Consider the following 22,517-nt stretch of genomic DNA (forward strand, 5'->3'; position numbering starts at 1 on the left):
ACCCGGTCTCGCTGCGCTCGACCACCCTCCCCTGAAGGGGAGGGAGAGGCAAGGGGTCAATCCTTCAGCGCGGCTTGGCCCTGAAGAATGGCTTGGACCAGTGACAGGGTTTCTATGGGAGCCTCGCCGCACGCCACAGCCAGCAGTTCCGCCGCATCTCCGCCCGCCGCCGCCGCATAGGCCGGGGCGGGGTCGGGCGTCGCGGGGCCTTCGGTTCCGTCTTCGCGCAGAGACGCGAAGTCGAGCCGATCCGCCGTGTGCGCGCGGCAGTCGAAGGCCCAGCGGGACCAGCCGCCAACATAGGTCACATCCCCGACCTTGAACCCCGTCTCCGTGACCTGAAGCTCGCGCATCCGGGCCGTATCGCCCTCCCGTTCGATCGAGGCGACATCGGCATAGATGGCGAACCGGCCGACGCCGGTTTCGACCAGTTGGGGATCGACGAGTACGAGCAGCAGGGCGATCATGCGACCAGTTTCTCCGCCTGGTGCAGATCCACGCTGACCAGCTGGCTCATGCCGCGCTCGGGCATGGTGACGCCATACAGCCGGTCCATCCGGCTCATGGTCACCGGATTGTGGGTGATGACGATGAAGCGGGTGTCCGTCCGCGACCGCATCTCGTGCAGCATCTTGCAGAACCGATCCACGTTCGCATCGTCCAGCGGGGCGTCCACCTCGTCCAGCACGCAGACGGGGGCGGGGTTGGCCAGGAAGACGCCGAAGATCAGAGCCGCCGCCGTCAGGGCCTGTTCGCCGCCCGACATCAGGCTCATGACCGACAGCCGCTTGCCGGGCGGGCAGGCGTATATCTCCAGCCCGGCCTCCAGCGGATCGTCGCTCTCGACCAGTTTCAGCTCGGCCTGGCCGCCGTCGAACAGGGCCTCGAACAGGGCCTTGAAGTTGGCGTTGATCACGTCGAAGGCGGCGATCAGCCGTTCGCGGCCCTCGGCGTTCAGTTCGTCGATCCCGTCCCGCAGCTTGGCGATGGCCTGTGTCAGGTCGATGCGTTCCGACTTCATGCTGTTCAGCCGGTCGCCGTATTCGGTCGCCTCGTCCTCGGCGCGCAGGTTCACAGCGCCCAGGGCTTCGCGTTCGCGTTCCAGTCCGTACAGCAGGCTCTCAGCCCCGGCGGCGTCGGGCGGGCGGGCCACGGCTTCATCCGTCAGCTTGCGGGCCAGGTCTTCGGGCGACATCTGGGCGGTCTCGCGCAAGGTCGCCTCGGCCTCGGTCAGCTTCTCGGCTGCGGCCTCTGCGCGAGCAGCCAGACCGGCGCGAGCCTCGCGGGCCTGGGATGCGGCGGCGTCGGCGGCGCGGGCGGCGCGGTCGGCCTCGGTCGCGGCGGTCTCGGCTGTGGCCATGGCGTCGGACGAGGCCTGTTTGCGTTGTTCGGCGGCGGTCAGCGCATCCAGCAGCTTGCTGCGCTGTTCCGCAAAGCCCTGGGGCGCGACCTCGGCCTGTTTCAGCAGGGCGGCGGTCTTCTCTGCGTCCTTCGCCAGGGCGGAGACGCGGGCGCCGCTGTCCTTGGATCGGGCGATCCAGCCTTCGCGGGCGCGGGTCAGGCTGCCCAGGCGCTGTTCGCGGCCCTGGCGGTCGCGGGCCTCGGCGTCTCGGTCTGACCGGGCGGTCTGGGCGGCGATGCGAGCCGCGTCGGCGGCGGCGCGGGCGGCGGTCAAGTCGTCGCGCAGGCCGTTCACGGTTTCGGACGGGGCGTCGACGGTCTGTGCGGCGGCCAGGGCGGCTTCAGTCTCGGCCACCTCGGCGGTCAAGCGCGCCAAGGCTTCGTCCAGCGCCTGTGCGCGGGCCTCGCGGCGGGTCTGGTCGCGCATCAGGCTTTCGACGCGGTCGCGGCCTGTGGCGACGGCCTTGTCGAGGGCGAAGGGTTTCAGGCGGGCCGCCTTGACCGTCTCCTCCGCCGCGCGGAAGGCCTCGGCCGTGGTCTTCTGCTGGGCCTGCGCCTGCTCCAGCGCCGGCTTGCCCTTGTCGATCTCGGCTTCCAACTCGGCCAGCCGGGTGCGTTGGGCCAGGCGGACGGCGGCGGGGCGGGGCGCTTCGGCGCGGCTGACGAAGCCGTCCCAGCGGTACAGGTCGCCCTCGGGCGTCGCCAGACGGGCGCCGACCGGCAGGGTGCGGGCCAGTTCGGCCGCCTGGGCGCGGGGGGCGACGCCGCACAGGGCCAGGCGGGCGGCCAGTTGCTCGGGGGCCTGGACATGATCCGACAGGGGCTCGACGCCTGTGGGCCAGACCGGCGGCCGGGGCTCGGCGCCGGCCCAGTAGGCTGCGGCGCGGGCGTCCAGAGCCGCATCCAGGTCTTCGCCCAAGGCGGCGGCCAGGGCGGCTTCATAGCCCCGGTCGGCGCGGACCTTGTCGAGGGCGGGGGGATGGTCGCGCTTGCCGCCGACCAGCAGCTGGGCCAGGCCCCGCGCCTCGGTCTGAAGCCGGCCCAGCCGGTCCTCGGCGGCGCGGGCGGCGGTGCGGGCCTCTTGCTCGGCGCGCGCCAGGTCGCCGCGTTTGGCTTCGGCCGTCTCGACGGCTTCGCGGGCGGCGGTCAGTTCGGTCTGGGCCGTCGCGAGCGTTTGGCGGGCGGTCTCAAGCTCGGGCGTCTCCAGCGGCCCAAGGGCGTCGCGTTCGCACTGGGCCTGTTCCCGCTGTGCGACGACGCGGGCCAGGCGGGTTTCGGCGTCGCGGCGGCGGGCGGCCTCGGCGTTGGCGCGGGCCTCGACGGCGGCCAGGGTTCCGGCCAGGCGTTCGACCTCGGCGTCGGCGGCCTTGCGGGCCTCCTCGGCGGCGGCCAGGGCCTTGTCCAGTTCGGGGCCGCGTTCGGGGGCGGCGGCGATCTCGGCCTGGAGCCGGGACAGTTCGTTATCCAGCCGGTCCAGCTCGCGCCTGGCGTCGGCGGCCATATTGGTCTCGCGCTCAGTATCGGCGGCGATGCGGGCGGCCTCGGCCTTCAGGCGATCCACCTCGGCGCGGGCGGCCTGTTCGGCCATGTCGAGGCGGTCGCGCTCCAGGCTGGCCCGGTGCAGCAGGGCGGAGGCGACGGCGTCTTCTTCCCGCGCCGGCTTCAACGCTTCCTGCGCGGCGAGAGCGGCGGTCTGAGCGGCGGCGGCGATAGTCGTGGTCTCGGCCACGGCCCGGTCGGCGTTGCGAAGCTCTTCCGCGGAGGTCTCGGCCGCAAGGCGGGCGTCGTTCCAGCGGGCGTAGAGCAGGGCGGCCTGAAGGGCGCGGATCTCGGCGGAGATCTTCTTGTATTTCTCGGCCTGGCGGGCTTCGCGCCTCAGCCGGTTCAGCGCCGTCTCCAGCTCGCGGCCGATGTCGTCGAGGCGTTCGAGGTTGGTCTCGGCCGCCTTGAGCCGCAGTTCGGCCTCGTGACGGCGGGTGTGCAGGCCGGCGACGCCGCCCGCCTCTTCCAGGATGCGGCGACGGTTCTGGGGCTTGGCGGCGATCAGTTCGCTGATCTGACCCTGGCGGACCAGGGCGGGGGAGTTGGCGCCGGTCGAGGCGTCGGCGAACAGCAGCTGGACGTCGCGGGCGCGGACCTCTTTGCCGTTGATCCGGTAGGTCGAGCCCTGGCCCCGGTCGATGCGGCGCGAGACCTCCAGCACCGGGCTGTCGGTGAAGGGCTGGGGCGCGCGGCGTTGGGCGTTGTCGATGGTCAGCTGGACTTCGGCGTGGCTGCGCGGAGGACGGCCCGAGGCGCCGGCGAAAATGACGTCGTCCATGCCCTGGCCGCGCATGGCCTTGGCGGAGTTGGCGCCCATGACCCAGCGCAGGCTTTCAAGGACGTTGGACTTGCCGCAGCCGTTGGGGCCGACGATGCCGGTCAGGCCGGATTCGATATGGACCTCCGCCGCATCGACGAAGGATTTGAAGCCGACGAGCCGCAGGCGCTGGAACTGCATCGGTCCTGGCGTTTACCGGCGCAGCAGCGGGTCGATGGCGGCCGACAGGGCCTCCAGCGTGTGTTCGGCGATGGGCTTGCCGTTGACGAAGAAGGCGGGCGTGCCCGCCACGCCGGCCTCTTGCGCCCCGACGATCTGCGCCTGAAGCGCGGCGCCGGTGGCGGGGTCGTTGAGGCAGGTCTCGATCTGCTCACGGGTCTTGCCGCTGGCGGCGACGCCGGCGTCAAACCAGGGCTTGGCGCCCGTGGTGCGCAGCTCAGCCTGGTCGCGCATGAAGACCTCGGCCACGGTGAAATAGCGGTCCGGCGCAGCGCAGATCGCCACGGCCGCAGCGGCGGCGGCGACATTGGCCGGGGCGGTCGGCAGGTTGCGATGCACCAGCCGGACCTTGCCCGTGTCGATGTATTTGGCCTTGAAGGTCGGCAGGACCTGGTTGTGGAAGTCGGCGCAGTGCGAGCAGGTGAAGCTGGCGTATTCGATCACCGTCACCGGCGCGTCGGCTCGACCCAGGACATGATCCTGGGCCGTCACCGGCGGCGGGGGCTCGGCCGCAGAGGCCGGCCCCGCCAGGGCGGCGGTCAGGAGGGCGAAGGTGAGGACGGCGCGCCGGATCATGGTCTTATTTCGCCAGTTCGGCGTCGATGGCCGTGGACAGGTCGGCCAGGCTGGCGCCTTCGCCGCCGGGGGTGATGACCTGGGTGTCGTTGACGTAGAAGGCCGGGGTGCCGGTCACGCCCTGGGTGCGGGCGGCCTGGACGCGGGTCTCCATGGCGGCGACGGCGTCCTTGTCGGTGACGCAGTCGTTGAACTGCTGTTCCGACATGCCGGCGGCCTGGGCCGTGCGCAGCAGCCAGTCGCGCGGCGTCGAGGTCAGCATCTCCTGCTGGGTGGCCATCAGCTGGTGGACGACGTCGAAATACTTGTCCGGGCCGGCGCAGCGGGCGACCAGGAAGCCGGCGGTGGCGGCGTCGACCGGCGGGGTCGGCAGTTCGCGGAAGACATAGCGGACCTTGTTGGTGTCGACGTATTTGGCCTTGAACGCCGGCCAGGTGTTCTTCTGCCACAGGGCGCAGTGGGGGCAGGTGACCGAGGCGTATTCGACCACGGTGACCTTGGCGCCTTCCGGCGCGCCCAGGCCCATGTCGCCCTCGGCCGCACCCTTGGAGCCGCCGCCGCAAGCGGCCAGGGCCATGGTCGCCAAGGCGGCGCCGGTGATGGCCGCACGGCGGCTCATGCGGGCGAAGCGGGTTTCGAAGTTGGCCATGGGACTTCCTTGGTCGGAGCGTTGCCGGATGATCGCGCGATTCTCTCGGAACCACGGAACCCTAGATTAGTCGAGAATGGGTGCGGCTTTTTCCGGGCCGCGACTGTCTGATAACGCGAACTTCGCGGCGATCAAAGATCGTTGCTCGCAGGCCGCTTAGGTCGTTTCCTGTCACGATTGATCGTAAAGTCGATAAGGGTCGTTCCGACCGAGACGATGAGGGCGAAGATGACGCCTGCCGGCGCCTTGTCCATCAGGGTCGTGTCGAGCGGGATCAAGAGGGCGGCGACGATAAAGCCCAGTCCGGCGCCCAGGAATGAGCCGACAAAAACCCTGAACCAATAGGCCTTTCGCTTTTTGCCGCGCCGATCCATCCGCCTATTTCCCTAGCCAAGGGCGCAGAAGGTTTCCGTAGCGAAGATTTGTCAATCGCGGTCGTTTGAACGCGACAGGGTCGCGCGGCCCAGGCGGGCCAGGGCGGCGCGCAGTTCTTCGGGAACATCGGCGATGGAGGCGGCCAGATCGGCCTCGGCTTCGGCGGCCAGGGGCGGGGGTTTGGCGGCGCGTTTGGGCCGGGCGGCGGCCTCGGTCAGGGGTTTGATCGGGCCCTGGGCGATGCGGAGGCGGTCCACCGAACCGGCGCCGAGGAACAGGTTCACCCGGGCCAGGATGTCTTCGGACTGATGCTGGACCAACAGGGCGGCGGCGCCGGCGACGCGCAGCTCCAGCACGCCGGGCTGGCCGGCCTTGCCCTTGGTCAGTTTCTGCGGACGGGTGACGCGGGCCAGTCGGTCGCCGACGATCTCGCGCCAGCGGGGCTCCAGCGCGCCGGCGCCGCGACCGAACTTCTCGTCCAGCTTCTTGATCAGGGGCGTCAGGGCCTTGCCGGCGCGCGGCGCTGGGCGCGGCGCCGGGCGGGTGCGGCGGCGCGACAGGATCTCGCGGACCTCGGCGTCTGTGGGCAGCGGGCGGCGCATGGGGCTATATAGCGCCATCTCATGCCCCCAGTCTCTCCCAACGTCGCTCTGATCCGTTCCGAAATGCTGGCCTGGTACGACGGTCATGCGCGCAGTCTGGCGTGGCGCGCGCCGCCGGGGGCGGAGGGGCGGACCGAGCCCTATCGGGTCTGGCTGTCGGAGGTGATGCTGCAGCAGACCACGACGCCGCATGCGACGCCCTATTTCCAGAGCTTCACCGCCCGCTGGCCGACGGTGTCGGACCTGGCGGCGGCCGAGGACGGGGCGGTGATGGCCGCCTGGGCGGGGCTGGGCTACTACGCCCGGGCCCGCAATCTGCTGGCCTGCGCCAGGGCTGTGGCGGGCGAGCATGGCGGCGTGTTTCCGGATACGGAGGCGGGCTTGCTGGCCCTGCCGGGGGTGGGCGCCTATACGGCCGCGGCGGTGGCCGCCATCGCCTTTGATCGCGCGGCCAATGTGGTGGACGGCAATGTCGAGCGGGTCATGGCGCGGCTGTTCGCGGTCGAGACCCCGGTCCCAAAGGCCCGGCCCGAGCTGAAGCGGCTGGCGGGTCTGTTCGTCACCGATGAGCGACCGGGAGATTGGGCGCAGGCGCTGATGGATCTGGGGGCGACGGTGTGTCGGCCAAAGTCGCCGCTGTGCGGCCAGTGCCCGGCGGCGGACCAGTGTCTGGGCCGGGCCGGCGGGAGCCCGGAGCGGTTCCCGGTAAAACTCAAGAAGGCGGAGCGTCCGCATCGCCAGGGTTTCGCCTTCGTCATGATCGATCCCGACGGGCAGGTGGCGTTGGAGCGGCGGCCGGACAAGGGGTTGCTGGGCGGAATGCTCGGCTTGCCGACCTCGGACTGGAGCGCCGCGCCGGATGCGACGCCGCCCGTGTCCGCCGATTGGCGCGAGGCCGGGGCGGTCGAGCATGTCTTCACCCATTTCAGCCTGACCCTGACGGTGCGCGTGGCGCGGGTCGAGGCGGAAGGGGGCTATCAGTGGCTGGGGCTCGAGGCGGCGCGGGCGGCTCTGCCCACGGTCTTCGCCAAGGCCCTGGATCGTGGGGCGCTGGATCGGGCCGGCGAACCGGCCCTGATCTGACGGCCTATTGCATCCCGGCGCGGATCTCGGCGCGGAGGGCGTCGATGGATTTCAGGCCCTGGTCGGTCTTGAAGCGCCAGTAGGTCCAGCCGTTGCAGGCCGGGGCGTTCTCGAACAGGGCGCCCAGCTTGTGGATCGAGCCGGTCATCGAGCCGGACACCAGCGAACCGTCGGCGCGGACGCGGGCCTCGCGCTCGCCCCTTGGGGCAATAGAGGCGGTCGCCGGGGTGCAGCAGGCCGGCCTCGACCAGGGCGCCGAAGGGCACCTTGGGCTCGGCGCGCTTGGAGCCCATGACCATCAGGTCTTCGGGATTGGCGGGAATGACGGCGGCGATGCGGGTCTGGGCCACATCGGCATAGGTCTCGTCACGCTCGATGCCGATATAGTGGCGGCCCAGGCGTTTGGCGGCGGCGCCGGTGGTGCCGGTGCCGAAGAAGGGGTCCAGCACGACGTCGCCGGGGCGGGTGGCCGACAGCAGGACGCGGTGCAGCAGGGCCTCGGGCTTCTGGGTCGGATGGGCCTTCTTGCCGTCGGCGTCCTTGATCCGCTCCTCGCCGGTGCACAGGGCGAAGGTCCAGTCGGACCGCATCTGGGTGTCTTCGTTGAAGGCCTTCAGGGCGTCGTAGTTGAAGGTGTAGCGCTTCTGGTCGCGCGAGCGGGCGGCCCAGATCAGGGTCTCGTGGGCGTTGGTGAACCGGGTGCCCTTGAAGTTCGGCATCGGGTTGGACTTGCGCCAGATGATGTCGTTCAGCACCCAGAAGCCCAGATCCTGGATCGCCGCGCCCAGGCGGAAAACGTTGTGATAGGAGCCGATCACCCAGATCGAACCCTCGGGTTTCAGCACCCGACGGCATTCGGTCAGCCAGGCGCGGGTGAAGGCGTCGTATTCGGCGAAACTGTCGAACTTGTCCCAGTCGTCATCGACGGCGTCGACCTTGGAATTGTCGGGACGCAGCAGGTCGCCGCCCAGCTGGAGATTATAGGGGGGGTCGGCGAAGACCATGTCGACCGAGGCGTCGGGCAGGCTTTTCAGCACGGCGATGCAGTCGCCGCGGTGAATGACGTCCTTGGCGAGGACGGGGGTGTTGAGCTCGGACATGGAACGCGGCCTCGGAACAGTGAGACGGGCATGGTGAATCCTTACGGTTAAGGCAGTGTTGATTCCGGGGGTTTCTTTGGCTGATCGCGGACAAGCGGCTTCGCCTTCGCGGGCGACCAGCGAAGTTGGGGAGGGCGTGGGACGCCGGGTCTGCACCCGGGGTTTGGAGTTTTAGTTACCGTTTCGGCGCAGTCGTCGTCCCACGTGGTCGTTTTCCACACGCGCTCCGGCTGGCGGCCCTAGCCTTCGAGCCTTGCCGGATCGGCGGGCCGCCTTGCGACGGCGTCGCCGGGGCGGACATGCCGATTGAAAATCGACAGCGGTCCGCTTTCCTAAGCGTGCGGCGAGCAGGAGGCGGCATCCATCGCCGCCCCTAAGGACCCCGGCGGTCTCCTCCCCACCGGCTTCATCGCTCGACCACAGCCCCGCCGCCGTCAGGGCGCTGGATCCGACGCCCTCCCCATCGGCGGGGATGAGAGGATTATGCGGGAGGTTTGAGGGGTGATGAGAAGCGGGGGATGAGATTCTGTTAGGGCGTTGAAATCGTTGATCGCGGGGCAGCGTCATTGTGCGCGCTGGCTCACCTCTCCGCGCGCGAAGGCGCGGGGGGAGGACAGGTCGCGCTTGCGACCAGGCGGGGGCGACTCCGACGGTGGGGATGACGGGACCAGCGTCTGACACCGAGTCGCCCCCACCTGGCGTTCGCTGACGCTCCCGCCTGTCCTCCCCGTTCGCCTTCGCGAACGGGGAGGTGAGTGAGGCGGCGGCGTCACCTCTCCGCGCGCGAAGGCGCGGGGGGAGGACAGGTCGCGCTTGCGACCAGGCGGGGGCGACTCTGGCGGTGGGGATGACCGACCCAGCTTCAAACACCGAGTCGCCCCCTCCTGGCGTTCGCTGACGCTCCCGCCTGTCCTCCCCGTTCGCCTGCGCGAACGGGGAGGTGATCTCGTGCCGCTCAGTTCGCCTTGCGGATCAGTTCGTCGGCTAGGGCGGCGGTCAGATAGCCGTCGGCGGTGCGGCCGTTGGCCTGTTGCCAGCGGCGCAGGGCCGTGCGGGTGTTGGTTCCGATGACCCCGTCCACGCCTTGGGTGTCATAGCCCAGTTTGCGTCAGGGCCGCCTGGGCGCCGATCCGTTGTTCGCGCGACATGGAGGCGTCGTTGGGCCAGGCCTTGGTCACGCCCGGCTTGCCCATGATCCCGTCCGCCGTCAGGCCGATGGCCAGGGCGTAGGAGACCGAGTTGTTGTAGCGCCGGATCACATAATGGTTCGGCAGGGCCAGGAAGGCCGGGCCGTTGGCGCCCTGGGGCAGCAGGATGGTCGCGTCTTCCAGCGCCTCGGCCCCGTTCGGGGTTCCGCCCTGGGCCAGGCGCACGCCCTTGGCCGCCCAATAGGCCCAGTTGTGCCTGGGCCCCTCGGCCTCGGCGTAGTTGAAGCCGGTCGGCAGGGTGACCTCATAGCCCCAGCCCTGGCCGCGCTTCCAGCCGGCCTGGGCCAGCAGATTGGCGGCGGAGGCCAGGGCGTCGGCGTCGTCGTTCCAGATGTCGACCTTGCCGTCGCCGTCCTGATCGACGCCCAGGCGCAGATAGTTGTCGGGCATGAATTGGGTCTGGCCCATGGCCCCGGCCCAGCTGCCCTTCAGGCCCGCGCGTTCGCGGCGGCCGTCGACGACGATGTCCAGCGCGTCCTTCAGCTGGGCCTCGGCCCAGTCGCGGCGGCGGCCGTCATAGGCCAGGGTCGCCAGCGAACGGATGACGTCATAGTCGCCCTGAACCTGACCGAAGGCGCTCTCCTGGGCCCAGACCCCGACCAGAATCTCGGACGGCACGCCGAACTTCTGAACCACCGGCCACGGCACGCGGTCGATCCGCTGCTTGGCCTGGGCGATTCGCGAGGCGGTGACGGCGTTCTGGACATAGGCGCCGGCGGGTTTGGAGAATTCGGGCTGGTTGCGGTCCAGCCGCACGACCGAGGGGTCGGGGGCCAGTCCCGCCAGTTCGCGCTCATAGTCGGCGCGTCGGGCGCCGCCCTTTCGCGCCAGGAAACCCTGTTTCCAACCCTCGAACCCCTGCTGGTCATAGGCGGCCAGCGGCGGCGCCTGGGGCGTCGGGGGCGCGACGACCACCGGCGGGGCGGGTTCGGGCTGCGGCGTCGGCAGGCTGACGGGCGGTTCCGGCAACATCGGCGCACAGGCGGCGACCGATACGATCAGGAGCAGGCGATAGGAAAAGCGCATGAGATTCAGACTACAGCCCCTGAGCCATTAGGGGAAATGACATACGCGCGAATGCGACTCGCGGGTCATAAAGCGCCTGTGGGGCGAAAGCGGCGCCGCAAGACTCTCCCCGTGGCGTCGTTAACCCTCAATTTCATCGACCCGCTAACGGACTGCGGCGTATTCACGCAGTGTGCTCTGACGGCCTGATGGCGGAGTGGCGACGCAACGGGCGTGCAACCCCGGAAACCCTCCGTTCGACTCGGAGGTCAGGCCTCCATATTTTTGGTGCTATCGCCCTTTGGGCTACTTGAGCACATGGTTTTGGGTGCTATCGCGCTTCGCGCTACTTGAGCACGGGGTGGGGAAAGTGACCGCCGGGCAGGCGGGGATTGGCTTTTCCGCTCATTTCCCTTGTAGCGGGTTGACGTTCGGAAGACCGCTCTCTATACGACCGCCTCCGCCGCGATCCGCCCGGATCAGCGGCTTTCTTATTGGCTTCTCTCAGGACGTCCGACCATGAAGGTCCGCAGCTCGCTCAAGTCCCTGAAGACCCGTCACCGCGACTGCAAGGTCGTGCGTCGCAAGGGCGTCGTCTTCGTTATCAACAAGACCGACCCGCGCTTCAAGGCGAAGCAGGGCTAAGCTGCGTTCGCAGCGCGCCGCCTCGGCGGCGTGCGCACGCAGGGTTCGCGCTGAAGTCGCCCAAAGGGCGATAGCGCAACGACAATCCCTGACGATCCACAGGCTGCGGGCTTTGTCCGCGGCCTTTTTCGTGTTCGGCGGTTGAGCCGCGCCTCTCGGCATGGTTAGCGTCCGCGCTTGATTTTTGGAGTATTCCCCATGGCTGACGACGCCGCCTTCGACGCCTCGTCCGACGTTCTGACCGCGACGGCCCAGGGCCGGCTGCGCACCATCATCGAGCGCCTCGAGCGCCTCGAGGAAGACAAGCAGGCCGTCATGACCGACATGAAGGAGGTCTTCGCCGAGGCCAAGGGCGAGGGCTATGACGTCAAGATCCTGCGCAAGGTCATCCGCATCCGCAAGCAGGACAAGGCCAAACGCCAGGAAGAGGACGCCATCCTGGACCTCTATCTGTCGGCCCTCGGCGAGATCTGAGGCTGACCCGGCTTGAAGCGCACCCCCTTCAAGCCAGGCGGCGGGCTTTCGCGCTCAAGCGGGCCGAAGGGCGATGGCGGGTTCAAGACGCGCTCAAGCAGCCCGAAGGGCGATAGCGCGCCTAAGAAAGCTCCGCCCAGCCCCTTCGAAGTCCAGCGCGAAGCGGCGAAACGCGCCGCACTCAACGCCTTGAAACGCGCCCGCCGCTCGGCAGAGAAGGCGGGCGTTTCTCTGTCCGAATGGGAGGGGGAGTTCCTTGAGTCCGTCAGCGACCGGGTCAAGACCCACGGCCGCGCCTTCGCCGACCCCGAAAAGGGCGCGCCCGGTCAGGCCCTGTCGGCCATGCAAGGCCGCAAGCTGAAGGAGATCACCGCCAAGGCGAAGGGGGAGGAGCCGAAGCGGCGGTGGGGGAGGAAGCCAAAAGATCTCCAATAGATCGTCATCCTCGGGCTTGACCCGAGGATCGGGTTGTCCGCAACTCAGCGTTGATGAGTGAGCGCCGACCTTTCATCGCGACCTATATCGAGGCCAGCCGTCCGCACGGCGTCCTTTACATCGGCATGACCTCGAACCTGTATGAACGCGGCCATCAACACCGGAACAGCGCGTTCGAAGGCTTCGCACGTCGCTATGGTTGTGGTCTGCTGGTCTGGTACGAGCAGTTCGAGCTGGTCACGGCCGCTATCCGCAAAGAGAAGGCGCTGAAGCGTTGGAATCGCGTGTGGAAGCTCGAATTGATCGAGCGGACGAACCCTGAGTGGGTCGATCTCTACCCCAGTCTGTGCGGCTGGGCGCCCGATCCTCGGGTCAAGCCCGAGGATGACGGTGAGGGGAGTGTGAAGGCGTTTTTGAAGCGGCTGGAATCAGGCGAGTGACGCTCACCCCGCCTCCTTCAGCTGCCCCTCCAGCCCCTGTTCGCGGACCTTGCGGTACAGGGTGGAGCGGCCGATGCCGAGGCGGCGGGCGATTTCGGACATGTGGCCGGCGTAGACCTCGATGGCGTGCTGGATCAGGTCGCGTTCGATGTCTTCCAGCGTCCGCAGATGGCCGCGGTCGTCCAGGATGCGGATCGGCTGTTCCGGCAGGGGCGGCAGGTCCGTGTAGGACGGGGCGGCGTTGGCCGGGGCGGGGGCCGTGTCCGGCATGGGCGCCGTCACGCCCGAGATGGACGGGAAATCATAGGGTTGCAGGAAGGGCGAGTCGGACAGGACGATGGCGCGGAACACGGCGTTTTCGAGCTGGCGCACATTGCCGGGCCAGTCGAAGGCCTGGAGCATGGCCAGGGTCTCGGGCGCGCAGCCCATGATCCGCTTGCCTTCCTCGGCGTTGAACCGGGCGATGAAATGATCGACCAGGGCCGGGATGTCCTCGCTGCGTTCGCGTAAGGACGGGGCCTCGATCGGGAAGACGTTCAGCCGATAGAACAGATCCTCGCGGAAGGCGCCGTCCCGGACCTGTTGGGCGGGGTCGCGATTGGTGGCCGAGACGATGCGGACGTCGATCTTGACCGGGCGTTTGCCGCCGACCGGATCGATCTCGCTCTCTTGCAGGGCGCGCAGCAGCTTGACCTGGAGGTCCAGCGGCAGTTCGCCGATCTCGTCCAGGAACAGGGTGCCGCCGTCGGCCTCGCGGAACTTGCCCAGGGTCTTGTCGACCGCCCCGGTGAAGGCGCCCTTCTCGTGGCCGAACAGGATGGATTCCGCCAGATTGGCGGGCAGGGCGCCGCAGTTGACGGCGACGAAGGGCTTGCCGGCCCGGTCGCTGGCGCCGTGCAGGGCGCGGGCGATGACCTCCTTGCCGACGCCGCTTTCGCCGGTGATCAGGACGGGGATGGAGGATTTGGCGGCGCGGGCGCCGAAGGCCTTGACCATCCGCATGGGGGCGCTGTCGCCGATGATGTCGTCGAAGCTGGCGCGGCCCTGCGCCCGTTTGGTCAGCCGGCCGACCTCGGCGGTCAGTTGATCCAGCTTCAGGGCGTTGCGCACCCCGACCAGCAGGCGTTCGGGCCCGACCGGCTTGACGAAGAAGTCCTGGGCGCCGGCCTGCATGGCCTTGACCACGGTGTCGATGCCGCCGTTGGCCGTCAGGACGATGACCGGGGTGGTCAAGCCTGCGCTGCGCAGCTCGGCCAGGCACTCCAGACCCGACATCTCGGGCATGACCATGTCGAGCAGGATGACGTCGGCGCCGCCGCCGCGCGTCATCCGGTCGATGGCCTCGCCGCCGCCGGCCGCATGGACCACGGCGTGACCGTCGCGTTCGAGCACAGCCTGCAACAGGCGGCGCTGGGTCGGATCGTCGTCGACCACCAGAACGGTCTTGGCCATGGGGCGTCCCTTGTCATCACCGAGGGGCCGCCCGTGGATCGGACTGGCCCGTTTCGGGACGATTTCTAGGGGGACGAGGTGAAAATCGGGTGAGAGGGCGTGGTGAGCGGGGGGTTAACGGGGCGTCGCACTGGGGCAACCGGTCGAGACTTCCGCGTCCAGAGGCGCGCCGTTCAAGGTGAGGTCAGGCAGGCGCGCCGCGCGCGTGCCGATCCGGCCCTCGGCCAGGGCCGCGCCCAAATCTGTTCCTGGGGTAAAGCAGGCTGAACTATAGCGCGCGTGCTCGAACCACCGCCCGTCCGGCTCTTGAATGAAGGCCATGATGACGCCGTGCGTGGCGACCAGCAGGTCATCGCGGCCATCGCCGTTCAGGTCCAGGGCGCGGGTGCGGCATGGGGCGGCGCCGGCGCAGCCGCGCAAGACCGGCTCCAGACGCCCCAGTTGAGCGGTGAAGCTGTCGGGGACCGGCGGCTGGCCGGGCGCGGGCTCCAGTCGGACCTTGCGCGCCGTCGCTGCGGCAACGGCGGGGTCGCCCAGATCAAAGGCGTGGCGGTTGGTCTTGGCGCGGGCTTCCCGCGCGTATTGGGCCACCTGTGGATTCTCGGAGCGGGTCAGGCGATCTAGAGCCGCCAGCCCCGCCTTGCCGCTGTCGAACCGCAGGAATTCATAGTCGAAATCCTGAGGCTTAACCGCCCCGCGCTCCAGCCGCGCGACCTGATCCGCAACCGACAGCCGCGCCGGGTCGGCGATGGGGCTGAACAGGGCCAGGATGACGGCGACCGAAAGGACGGCGGCGAGGATGTTGGTCGGCTCCAGCGGCTTCATCCAGGGGCCGGGGCGCAAGGCGGCGAACAGATAGCCCAGGCCATGGACCGCGCCGATCACAGCACAGGCCGTGGCGATGATCCGATCCGGCGTCAGCCCGTGCTGGCCGATGCGCAGCGCCAGGCCCCAGAAGGCCAGGGCGATCAGGGGCGCGATCAGGGCTGAGGCGACCCGGACGCCGTAGCGCAGGACCACCGGAGGGCGATGGTCGGGACGGCCGTCCTGATAGGCGGTGTTGATCAGCACGATCAGGGCCGCCGCCGCCGACAGGACCAGGGCCGTCGCGCTGCCCGTCTGCCACAGGCCGCCCAGACCGGTGAAGGGCAGGGCCGCGAGGAAGCCGCCGACCAACACGGTGATCACCAGCAGAAGCCAGGACAACAGCATCAGGGCGACGGTCCGTACGCCCCGGATCAGGCCGTCGCGCACATCGGTCAGATGCACGGCTGTGGCGAAGGCCAGGCCGGTCAGGGGCAGTGTGAACCAGCCCTTTTCCAGCAGGTCGCTGAGGAAGCTGAGCCCGATGATCTTGAACAGGGCCGCTCCCAGCAGAAGCAGCAGCCAGAAGGCGCCGGCGAAGCCGACGGACAGCACACCCTGCACCCCCGCCATCCAGGCGGCGTCGAAATAGGCGGCGAAGGGCGCAACCAGCCGACGCTCACGGTCCGCCGGCACGACCAGATGATGGGCGATGAACAGGGCCGCCGCCGCGAAGACGAACAGGGGGAAGGTCGCCTCGCGCGCGCCGTCGGCCTGGCGGGCGATGTCGTGCCAGGCCAGGAAGGCCAGCGCCGCCCCCGCGATCAGGCTCCAGACGACATAGACCCAGAGCCGCAGCTTGCCGACGCCGGTCAGCAGGACGGCGGGCAGGAACAGGGCGGTCAGCAGGGATGGGGCGAACAGGTCGGGATGGCGTTGCGACCAGCTGGCGCTGTCGCCCTCGGTGGCGCGCAGCAGCAGGTACAGGACGATGCCCTGCAACAGACCGACGGTCAGCCGCACGATGGCGATACGGCGGCGGTCGCCGTCCGGCGTGGTCCCGCCCCAGCCCGTGCCGAGAATATTCGCCGCTTCGGTGGTCATGACGCGCCCCTTCGCCCGGCTCGGAGCCCGAGTGGGCGCGCCATCTAACCGCAGCGGGGGCGTTCAGGGAAGCGTCGCCTCGATCCGGCAGGCGCGCGCCAGATAGCAGCCGCGCGGGGCGAAATGGATGTGGACCTGGTCCAGGGCCGGATGGTCGAACGCCTCGGCCAGGCGCGCGTCCAGATCGGCGCCGTCGATCACCAGCCCCTCCAGCATCAGGTTGCGCCGGTCATAGAGGCGCAGCGACAGCGGCCGTTTGGTCAGCATCTCCGGCGCCGGGCCTGTGATCGGCGCCTGTTCCACCGCCGACTCGCGCACGAAAATCGGGCCGGAGGCGCGATAGGGCGAGGTCGGGTCGGTCAGATGGGCGTGATTGACCAGCACCAGGGCTTCGCCGGCGTCGGCGTCGCGCAGACTGACCCGGCAGGGGGCGCGACCGGGGGCGTCGGCGACCCAGCGGCGCGCGCCGGCGGCGGCTAAGTCTTTATCGGACATGGCGAAATAGGGCGCGAAGGGCTCAAGGGGAAGGGCATGGATACGGTAGGTCATTTGGGATCTCCTGGGTGAGGGGATCTGATTGCGACGATCTGCGCGCGGCGTCTGGCGGCTTGCGGCCGTTGCATCGGCTTCGCCGCGCCCCCACAAAGGCGGCATGAACGCCCCCTTCAAAGCCCCGCCCCAGTCAGAACCTGCGGAAGCCCCGCTGTGGGACCTGACCGACCTCTATGGTTCACGCGACGACGTCCGGATCGCCGCCGACCTGGCCAAGGCCCGCGCCCTGGTGGACGAGCTGAACGGCCTGCAAGGCCGGCTGGCGGGGCAGGGGGGCGATCCGGCCGCCTTGGGCGCCGCGCTGGATCGGGCGATCAGCCTGTATGAACAGGCGTCCGACGTGCTGGGCGCCCTGGGCGCCTACGCCTTCCTGGCCGCCTCGACGGCGCGGGACGACGCGGGGGCGCAGGGGTTCGAGGCCGATGTGCGCGAGAAGATCACCGCCATCGCCACCCCGACCGTCTGGCTGACGCTGGAGATCAACCAGATCGACGACGCCGCCCTGGAGGCCGCGCTGACCGCCCACGCCGGCGCATCGCGCTGGCGGCCGTGGCTGCGGCGGGTGCGGGCGATGAAGCCGCACGAGCTGTCGAGCGAGTTGGAGACCTTCATCGCCGAACGCGGCCCGATCACGGCCCAATGGCCGCGTCTGTTCGACGAACAGCTGGCGGCCCTTAGGGCGAAGGCCGGGAATGAGAGCCTGACCCTGGCCGAGGCCCTGAACCGGCTGTCGGACGCCAAGCCCGCGCGCCGCAAGGCCGCCGCCGAGGGCCTGTCGGAGGCCTTGGCCGCCCGCGCCCCGACCCTGGCCCTGGTGCTGAACACGGTCGCCGCCGACAAGGCGATGGAGGATCGCTGGCGCGGTTTCAAACGGCCCGCCGACGGCCGCCACCTGGGCAATGAGGTCGACGGCGAGGCGGTGGACGCCATGGCCGAGGCCGTCGCCGCCGCCTATCCGCAGCTGTCGCACCGCTATTATGCGCTGAAGGCCAAGGCCATGGGCAAGGCGCGGCTGGACCACTGGGACCGCAACGCCCCGATCGAGACCACCGCCCCGCGCGCCTTCACCTGGACCCAGGGGCGCGAGATCGTGCTGGACAGTTTCTCGGACCTGGGCGGCGACTTCGCCGAGCGGGCCGCCGGCTTCTTCGACAAGCCGTGGATCGACGGCCGCGCCCGGCCGGGCAAACAGTCGGGCGCCTATGCCCATCCGGTCACCGCCGACCGCCACCCCTATGTCTTCCTGAACTGGATGGGCGAGCGGCGCGACGTCCTGACCCTGGCCCACGAACTGGGCCACGGGGTGCACCAGACCCTGGCGGCGGACCAGGGCACCCTGTTGGCCGACACGCCCCTGACCCTGGCCGAGACCGCCTCCATCTTCGCCGAGGGGCTGACGTTTGATCGTCTGCTGGCGACGGCGCCCAAGCGCGAGCAGCGCGGCCTGCTGGCCGGGCGGATCGAGGACGGGCTGAACACCGTGGTGCGCCAGATCGCCTTCCACCGGTTCGAGACCCGCTTCCATGACGAGCGCCAGAAGGGCGAGGTCTCGCAGCAGCGGATCAACGAGCTGTGGCTGACCGAGATGGGCGCCTCGCTGGGCCCGGCGGTGACGCTGAACCCCGGGTATGAGCACTGGTGGGCCTATGTCAGCCACTTCGTCCATTCGCCCTTCTACGTCTACGCCTACGCCTTCGGCGACCTGCTGGTGGCGGCGCTGATGGAGGCGCGGCGGGCCGATCCGACGGGGTTCACGCCGCTGTATCGCGACCTGCTGGCCGGGGGCGGGGCCAAGACCTATGTCGAGGCGCTGAAGCCCTTCGGCCTCAATCCGCGCGACCCGGCCTTCTGGAGCGTGGGCTGCAAGCGGCTGGAACGGTTGGTGGATCAGTTCGACGCGTTGGGGTGAGGTTGGGGGGCTTCCTCTCGTTCCCGTCATCCTAGGCCTTGTGCCTAGGATCCATAAACACAGGCGTATGAAGTCGGCGCACCCCGTTCGACACCGGGCGTATGGATCCTAGGCACAAGGCCTAGGATGACGACGGTTGGGGGCTGGGATGACGATGGGCTGGGCCGGGAGGGGCGACTTTTTGGGGGCGGAGGCGGTCGCCGAGGAGGCTGGCGTCCGGCCGAACCCGCGCTATAGTCCCCCCAACGATTAGACCCAGGGAGCTCTCATGGCCAAGGCCAAAAACCCCGCCACCGCCCAGGCCGACGCGGATGCGAACGCCTATGTCCGGGGCGAGATGCAGATCAATGAACAGGCGGCGACGTTCAAACTGTTCATGGACCTGACCAAATGGGGCTCGCTGGGCGTGGCCTGTCTGCTGGTCTTCCTGACGCTGTGGTTCCATCCGGGCGGCAGCCTGGTGGCGGCCCTGGTCGGCGCGGTGGTGCTGGGCGGCGTGGGCTTCGTCGCCCTGAAGCCCAAGGCTGACGCCGGTCACTGAGGGTCCGCCTGGCGGGCGAAAGAACGACGCGCTTTGACGGCGCGCTCGGAACCGGCCTAGTCTCGTGTCCCAAAGAAGAACAAGGGGATTCGCTTGGCTGTCGCTATCGCCGTCACCCGTGAACGTCGCGAAGGCGAGACGCGCTGCGCCGTCACGCCCGAGACGGTCAAGAAGCTGATCGCCCTGGGCGCGACCGTCTCGGTCGAGGCGGGGACCGGCCTGGGTTCCTCCATTCCCGATGCGGACTATGTCGCGGCCGGCGCGGCGGTGAAGCCGGACACCCGCGCGGTGCTGGACGGCGCCGACATCGTGCTGAAGGTGCGCGGCCCCACGGCCCAGGAGACCAGCGCCCTGAAACCCGGCGCGATCGTGGTCGCCATGCTGGACGCCTGGCGCGACAAGGCCACGGTCGAGGCCCTGCGCGGCGCCAACGCCACCGCCTTCGCCATGGAGTTCGTGCCCCGCATCACCCGCGCCCAGGTCATGGACGTGCTGTCGTCCCAGGCCAATCTGGCCGGCTATCGGGCGGTGATCGAAGCGGCCTACGCCTATGGCAAGGGGTTCCCGATGATGATGACGGCGGCCGGCACGGTCGCCGCCGCCAAATGCTTCATCATGGGCGTGGGCGTCGCCGGGCTTCAGGCCATCGCCACGGCGCGGCGTCTGGGCGCCGTCGTCACCGCCACCGACGTTCGTCCCGCCACCAAGGAACAGGTCGAGAGCCTGGGCGCCAAATTCCTGGCCGTCGAGGACGAGGAGTTCAAGAACGCCCAGACCGCCGGCGGCTACGCCAAGCCGATGTCGCCCGAATATCAGGCCAAACAGGCCGAACTGACCGCCAGCCATGTGGTCAAACAGGACATCGTCATCACCACCGCCTTGATCCCCGGCCGCGCCGCCCCGGTCCTGCTGACGGCGGCCCATGTGGCCTCGATGAAGCCGGGCTCGGTCATCGTCGACCTGGCGGTCGAGGCGGGGGGGAATGTCGAGGGCTCGAAGCTGAACGAGGTGGTGACCACCGCGAACGGCGTGACCATCGTCGGCTGGTCCAACCTGCCCGGCCGCATCGCCGCCGACGCCAGCGCCCTCTACGCCCGCAACCTGTCGGCCTTCGTGGGGCTGATGGTCAAGGACGGGGTTCTGGCGGTGGATCTGGAGGATGAGATCCTGAAGGCGGCCGTGGTGACGCACGGCGGGGCCGTGGTGCATGAGGGGGTTAGGGGATGACGGCGAACGAAACCCTCTCCCTCCCCGTTCCGGGGAGGGTGGTCGGCGCGTCAGCGACGACCGGGTGGGAGCGGCCGCAGGCCGCGCGTTCCACCAGATTCTGCGCCGCCCCCACCCGTCTGACGCTTCGCGTCAGCCACCCTCCCCGTGCCGGGGAGGGAGAAAGGTAATCATGGAACACGTCGATCCCACCGTCTTCCGCCTGGCCATCTTCGTCCTGGCCATCTTCGTCGGCTATTATGTCGTCTGGAGCGTGACCCCGGCCCTGCACACGCCGCTGATGGCCGTGACCAATGCGGTGTCCAGCGTCATCATCGTCGGCGGCCTGATCGCGGCGGCCGCCGTGTCGGGCGACGTCACCGGCCCCAGCGCCTGGATCGCCAAGGGCGCGGGCGTGCTGGCCGTGACCCTGGCCAGCGTCAACATCTTCGGCGGCTTCATGGTCACCCGTAGGATGCTGGCCATGTACAAGAAGAAGGAGCGGCCGGCTCCCAAGAGCGCCGCATGACCGACGCCGCGCAGATCGCCGTCGGGGGCTCCTGGGTCGCCACCGGCCTGGGGTTCGGCCTGTGGCTGTACGGCTGGTTCGGGACCAAGGTTCCGATCAAGCGTCAGCGGCTGCACGACTGCGGCATCGCCTTTGTCTTTTCGGCCATTCTGGTCCGGGTCGTGACCCAGGACCGGCCGTTGGGCGTCTTCGAATGGGCCCTGTTCTTCATCGGCCCGTTGTTCATCGCCGCCGCCCTGTGGCGGTTGGCGCGCACGTCTTGAGGGGAGGGGCGTGATGAACGCATCGCTGGCCGCACTGGCCTATCTGGTTTCGGGCGTCCTGTTCATCCTGTCGCTGCGCGGCCTGTCCAGCCCCGAGACCAGCCGACGGGGCAATACCTACGGCATGATCGGCATGGCCCTGGCCATCGGCGTGACCCTGCTGACCCTGGGGACCACCGGGGCGCTGGACAAGGTCACCCTGGCCCTGATCGCGGGCGGGGTCGTGGTCGGCGGCGGGGCCGGCGCCCTGATCGCGCGGCGCGTGGCCATGACCGACATGCCGCAACTGGTCGCCGCCTTCCACAGCCTGGTCGGCATGGCCGCCTGCCTGGTCGCCATCGGCGCCGTCTATGCGCCCGAGGCGTTTGGAATTCTGTCGGAGGACGGGACGGGCATCAAGACCCTGTCGATCGTCGAACTGTCGCTGGGCGTCGCCATCGGGGCCATCACCTTCACCGGCTCGGTCATCGCCTTCGCCAAGCTGAACGGCAACATGAGCGGCGCGCCCATTCTCCTGCCGGCGCGGCACCTGATCAATGTCGGCCTGGCGCTCGGCCTGGTCTTCCTGATCGGGATTCTGATCGGCACCGGCGGGTCGGCGACCTGGGCCTTCTGGGGTGTGTTCCTGATCGCCCTGGTGCTGGGCGCGACCCTGATCGTCCCCATCGGCGGCGCCGACATGCCCGTGGTGGTGTCGATGCTGAACTCCTATTCCGGCTGGGCGGCGGCGGCCCTGGGCTTCACGCTGGAGAATATCGCCCTGATCATCACCGGCGCCCTGGTCGGGTCGTCGGGCGCTATCCTGAGCTACATCATGTGCAAGGGCATGAACCGCAGCTTCATCAGCGTCATCCTGGGCGGCTTCGGCGGCGCGGATGCGGCGGCCGGTCCGGCCGGCGCCAAGGAGACCCGGCCCGTCAAACAGGGCTCGGCCGAGGACGCCGCCTTCATCATGAAGAACGCCTCCAAGGTCATCATCGTGCCCGGCTACGGCATGGCCGTGGCCCAGGCCCAGCATGCGCTGCGCGAAATGGCCGACAAGCTGAAGGAGGAAGGGGTCGAGGTGAAATACGCCATCCACCCCGTCGCCGGCCGCATGCCCGGCCATATGAACGTCCTGCTGGCCGAGGCCAATGTCCCCTATGACGAGGTGTTCGAGCTGGAGGACATCAACGCCGAGTTCGCCACCGCCGACGTCGCCTTCGTCATCGGCGCCAACGACGTCACCAACCCCGCCGCCAAGACCGACCCCACCAGCGCCATCTACGGCATGCCGATCCTGGACGTGGAGAAGGCCGGGACCGTTCTGTTCATCAAGCGCGGCATGGGCTCGGGCTATGCGGGGGTGGAGAACGAGCTGTTCTTCCGCGACAACACCATGATGCTGTTCGCGGATGCCAAGAAGATGGTCGAGGGGATCGTGAAGGGGCTGTGACGCCCCACGTTCGTCATCCTAGGCCTTGTGCCTAGGATCCATAAACACAGGCGTCTCCGCAAGGGGCGCGGCTTTTAACACCGGGCGTATGGATCCTAGGCACAAGGCCTAGGATGACGGGCGGAGGGAGGCTGTCACTCGTCGCCGCCCATCGTCTCGCCGACCGCCGAAACCCCTATCGCCCGGCCCG

The 22,517-nt window shown here is 69.1% G+C and carries 22 protein-coding genes, 1 tRNA gene and 1 pseudogene; 12 read left to right on the top strand and 12 right to left on the bottom strand.

Annotation, left to right across the window (positions count from 1 at the left end):
* Positions 1 to 56: 56 nt before the first annotated feature.
* From OU998_RS05010 to OU998_RS05035, 6 genes are all read right to left on the bottom strand, one after another.
* The gene (locus OU998_RS05010) at positions 57 to 467 is read right to left on the bottom strand and encodes a surface-adhesin E family protein (RefSeq protein WP_267515738.1); all 411 of its coding nucleotides are present in this window, start codon (positions 465 to 467) and stop codon (positions 57 to 59) included.
* The gene (locus OU998_RS05015; protein ID WP_267515739.1) at positions 464 to 3,901 is read right to left on the bottom strand and encodes an AAA family ATPase; all 3,438 of its coding nucleotides are present in this window, start codon (positions 3,899 to 3,901) and stop codon (positions 464 to 466) included. Before OU998_RS05015 ends, OU998_RS05010 begins: the two co-directional genes overlap by 4 nt.
* Before the next feature lie 12 nt (positions 3,902 to 3,913).
* Entirely contained in the window at positions 3,914 to 4,516 is a 603-nt protein-coding gene (locus OU998_RS05020) for a thioredoxin domain-containing protein (protein ID WP_267515740.1), read from the bottom strand.
* Between the two features lie 4 nt (positions 4,517 to 4,520).
* Complete coding sequence (locus OU998_RS05025) at positions 4,521 to 5,165, bottom strand: DsbA family protein (protein ID WP_267515741.1); 645 nt, start codon at positions 5,163 to 5,165, stop codon at positions 4,521 to 4,523.
* A 131-nt stretch (positions 5,166 to 5,296) separates the two neighbouring features.
* A complete protein-coding gene (locus OU998_RS05030; protein WP_267515742.1) occupies positions 5,297 to 5,539 on the bottom strand; it encodes a hypothetical protein in 243 nt (80 codons plus the stop codon).
* 51 nt (positions 5,540 to 5,590) lie between these two features.
* Positions 5,591 to 6,142 carry a DUF721 domain-containing protein gene (locus OU998_RS05035; protein WP_267515743.1) on the bottom strand — a complete coding sequence of 184 codons (552 nt, stop codon included), beginning with the start codon at positions 6,140 to 6,142 and terminating at the stop codon, positions 5,591 to 5,593.
* Positions 6,143 to 6,163: 21 nt separating this feature from the next.
* On the opposite strand from OU998_RS05035, the gene mutY reads away from it, so the two are divergent.
* Entirely contained in the window at positions 6,164 to 7,225 is a 1,062-nt protein-coding gene (gene mutY, locus OU998_RS05040) for an A/G-specific adenine glycosylase (protein WP_267515744.1), read from the top strand.
* A 4-nt stretch (positions 7,226 to 7,229) separates the two neighbouring features.
* Here the strand turns inward: mutY and OU998_RS05045 are convergent.
* From OU998_RS05045 to OU998_RS05050, 3 genes and pseudogenes are all read right to left on the bottom strand, one after another.
* Positions 7,230 to 8,325: pseudogene (locus OU998_RS05045) on the bottom strand (site-specific DNA-methyltransferase).
* 955 nt (positions 8,326 to 9,280) lie between these two features.
* Complete coding sequence (locus OU998_RS17035; RefSeq protein WP_420709803.1) at positions 9,281 to 9,406, bottom strand: peptidoglycan-binding domain-containing protein; 126 nt, start codon at positions 9,404 to 9,406, stop codon at positions 9,281 to 9,283.
* Between the two features lie 10 nt (positions 9,407 to 9,416).
* On the bottom strand, positions 9,417 to 10,559 hold the full coding sequence (locus tag OU998_RS05050) for a lytic murein transglycosylase (protein WP_420709805.1): 1,143 nt from the start codon (positions 10,557 to 10,559) through the stop codon (positions 9,417 to 9,419).
* Positions 10,560 to 10,741: 182 nt separating this feature from the next.
* Between OU998_RS05050 and OU998_RS05055 the strand changes: the two genes are divergently transcribed.
* The 5 genes from OU998_RS05055 (at position 10,742) to OU998_RS05075 (ending at position 12,532) form a co-directional block, all read left to right on the top strand.
* Positions 10,742 to 10,818 (top strand) — tRNA-Ala (locus OU998_RS05055).
* A 239-nt stretch (positions 10,819 to 11,057) separates the two neighbouring features.
* Positions 11,058 to 11,183: a type B 50S ribosomal protein L36 gene (gene ykgO, locus OU998_RS05060; protein WP_008263184.1), complete on the top strand. Its 126-nt coding sequence runs from the start codon at positions 11,058 to 11,060 to the stop codon at positions 11,181 to 11,183.
* Between the two features lie 198 nt (positions 11,184 to 11,381).
* Positions 11,382 to 11,657 (top strand): DUF2312 domain-containing protein, encoded by a 276-nt coding sequence (locus tag OU998_RS05065; protein WP_267515745.1) that lies wholly within the window; start codon positions 11,382 to 11,384, stop codon positions 11,655 to 11,657.
* Positions 11,658 to 11,669: 12 nt separating this feature from the next.
* A complete protein-coding gene (locus OU998_RS17040; RefSeq protein WP_420709806.1) occupies positions 11,670 to 12,092 on the top strand; it encodes a hypothetical protein in 423 nt (140 codons plus the stop codon).
* 53 nt (positions 12,093 to 12,145) lie between these two features.
* On the top strand, positions 12,146 to 12,532 hold the full coding sequence (locus OU998_RS05075; RefSeq protein ID WP_267515746.1) for a GIY-YIG nuclease family protein: 387 nt from the start codon (positions 12,146 to 12,148) through the stop codon (positions 12,530 to 12,532).
* Positions 12,533 to 12,535: 3 nt separating this feature from the next.
* Here OU998_RS05075 and OU998_RS05080 read toward each other — a convergent pair whose 3' ends face one another.
* The 3 genes from OU998_RS05080 to OU998_RS05090 form a co-directional block, all read right to left on the bottom strand.
* Positions 12,536 to 13,984 (bottom strand): sigma-54-dependent transcriptional regulator, encoded by a 1,449-nt coding sequence (locus tag OU998_RS05080; RefSeq protein ID WP_267515747.1) that lies wholly within the window; start codon positions 13,982 to 13,984, stop codon positions 12,536 to 12,538.
* Positions 13,985 to 14,098: 114 nt separating this feature from the next.
* Entirely contained in the window at positions 14,099 to 15,892 is a 1,794-nt protein-coding gene (locus tag OU998_RS05085) for a DUF4153 domain-containing protein (RefSeq protein ID WP_267515748.1), read from the bottom strand.
* A gap of 63 nt (positions 15,893 to 15,955) precedes the next feature.
* Positions 15,956 to 16,441: a DUF1203 domain-containing protein gene (locus OU998_RS05090; protein WP_267515749.1), complete on the bottom strand. Its 486-nt coding sequence runs from the start codon at positions 16,439 to 16,441 to the stop codon at positions 15,956 to 15,958.
* Positions 16,442 to 16,544: 103 nt separating this feature from the next.
* Here OU998_RS05090 and OU998_RS05095 point away from each other — a divergent pair, with 103 nt between their 5' ends.
* The 6 genes from OU998_RS05095 to OU998_RS05120 all read left to right on the top strand — a co-directional run bounded on the left by OU998_RS05095 (position 16,545) and on the right by OU998_RS05120 (position 22,327).
* Positions 16,545 to 18,353: a M3 family oligoendopeptidase gene (locus OU998_RS05095; protein ID WP_267515750.1), complete on the top strand. Its 1,809-nt coding sequence runs from the start codon at positions 16,545 to 16,547 to the stop codon at positions 18,351 to 18,353.
* Between the two features lie 268 nt (positions 18,354 to 18,621).
* Complete coding sequence (locus OU998_RS05100) at positions 18,622 to 18,894, top strand: aa3-type cytochrome c oxidase subunit IV (RefSeq protein WP_267515751.1); 273 nt, start codon at positions 18,622 to 18,624, stop codon at positions 18,892 to 18,894.
* A gap of 93 nt (positions 18,895 to 18,987) precedes the next feature.
* Positions 18,988 to 20,121, top strand: coding sequence for a Re/Si-specific NAD(P)(+) transhydrogenase subunit alpha (locus OU998_RS05105; RefSeq protein WP_267515752.1), 1,134 nt, complete (start codon positions 18,988 to 18,990; stop codon positions 20,119 to 20,121).
* A 172-nt stretch (positions 20,122 to 20,293) separates the two neighbouring features.
* Positions 20,294 to 20,629, top strand: coding sequence for an NAD(P) transhydrogenase subunit alpha (locus tag OU998_RS05110; RefSeq protein WP_183195948.1), 336 nt, complete (start codon positions 20,294 to 20,296; stop codon positions 20,627 to 20,629).
* Positions 20,626 to 20,892 (top strand): hypothetical protein, encoded by a 267-nt coding sequence (locus OU998_RS05115; RefSeq protein ID WP_267515753.1) that lies wholly within the window; start codon positions 20,626 to 20,628, stop codon positions 20,890 to 20,892. Before OU998_RS05110 ends, OU998_RS05115 begins: the two co-directional genes overlap by 4 nt.
* A 13-nt stretch (positions 20,893 to 20,905) precedes the next feature.
* Positions 20,906 to 22,327, top strand: coding sequence for an NAD(P)(+) transhydrogenase (Re/Si-specific) subunit beta (locus OU998_RS05120; RefSeq protein WP_267515754.1), 1,422 nt, complete (start codon positions 20,906 to 20,908; stop codon positions 22,325 to 22,327).
* The last annotated feature ends 190 nt before the right edge of the window (positions 22,328 to 22,517 follow it).

This window comes from Brevundimonas sp. SL130, from assembly GCF_026625805.1.
Taxonomy (GTDB): Bacteria; Pseudomonadota; Alphaproteobacteria; order Caulobacterales; family Caulobacteraceae; genus Brevundimonas.

Excerpts from the sequence above, each read along its gene's own strand:
- OU998_RS05010 (WP_267515738.1), bottom strand. The coding sequence starts at position 467 with ATGATCGCCCTGCTGCTCGTACTCGTCGATCCCCAACTGGTCGAAACC.
- OU998_RS05015 (WP_267515739.1), bottom strand. The coding sequence starts at position 3,901 with ATGCAGTTCCAGCGCCTGCGGCTCGTCGGCTTCAAATCCTTCGTCGAT.
- OU998_RS05020 (WP_267515740.1), bottom strand. The coding sequence starts at position 4,516 with ATGATCCGGCGCGCCGTCCTCACCTTCGCCCTCCTGACCGCCGCCCTG.
- OU998_RS05025 (WP_267515741.1), bottom strand. The coding sequence starts at position 5,165 with ATGGCCAACTTCGAAACCCGCTTCGCCCGCATGAGCCGCCGTGCGGCC.
- OU998_RS05030 (WP_267515742.1), bottom strand. The coding sequence starts at position 5,539 with ATGGATCGGCGCGGCAAAAAGCGAAAGGCCTATTGGTTCAGGGTTTTT.
- OU998_RS05035 (WP_267515743.1), bottom strand. The coding sequence starts at position 6,142 with ATGCGCCGCCCGCTGCCCACAGACGCCGAGGTCCGCGAGATCCTGTCG.
- mutY (WP_267515744.1), top strand. The coding sequence starts at position 6,164 with ATGCCCCCAGTCTCTCCCAACGTCGCTCTGATCCGTTCCGAAATGCTG.
- OU998_RS05050 (WP_420709805.1), bottom strand. The coding sequence starts at position 10,559 with ATGCGCTTTTCCTATCGCCTGCTCCTGATCGTATCGGTCGCCGCCTGT.
- ykgO (WP_008263184.1), top strand. The coding sequence starts at position 11,058 with ATGAAGGTCCGCAGCTCGCTCAAGTCCCTGAAGACCCGTCACCGCGAC.
- OU998_RS05065 (WP_267515745.1), top strand. The coding sequence starts at position 11,382 with ATGGCTGACGACGCCGCCTTCGACGCCTCGTCCGACGTTCTGACCGCG.
- OU998_RS05075 (WP_267515746.1), top strand. The coding sequence starts at position 12,146 with ATGAGTGAGCGCCGACCTTTCATCGCGACCTATATCGAGGCCAGCCGT.
- OU998_RS05080 (WP_267515747.1), bottom strand. The coding sequence starts at position 13,984 with ATGGCCAAGACCGTTCTGGTGGTCGACGACGATCCGACCCAGCGCCGC.
- OU998_RS05085 (WP_267515748.1), bottom strand. The coding sequence starts at position 15,892 with ATGACCACCGAAGCGGCGAATATTCTCGGCACGGGCTGGGGCGGGACC.
- OU998_RS05090 (WP_267515749.1), bottom strand. The coding sequence starts at position 16,441 with ATGACCTACCGTATCCATGCCCTTCCCCTTGAGCCCTTCGCGCCCTAT.
- OU998_RS05095 (WP_267515750.1), top strand. The coding sequence starts at position 16,545 with ATGAACGCCCCCTTCAAAGCCCCGCCCCAGTCAGAACCTGCGGAAGCC.
- OU998_RS05100 (WP_267515751.1), top strand. The coding sequence starts at position 18,622 with ATGGCCAAGGCCAAAAACCCCGCCACCGCCCAGGCCGACGCGGATGCG.
- OU998_RS05110 (WP_183195948.1), top strand. The coding sequence starts at position 20,294 with ATGGAACACGTCGATCCCACCGTCTTCCGCCTGGCCATCTTCGTCCTG.
- OU998_RS05115 (WP_267515753.1), top strand. The coding sequence starts at position 20,626 with ATGACCGACGCCGCGCAGATCGCCGTCGGGGGCTCCTGGGTCGCCACC.
- OU998_RS05120 (WP_267515754.1), top strand. The coding sequence starts at position 20,906 with ATGAACGCATCGCTGGCCGCACTGGCCTATCTGGTTTCGGGCGTCCTG.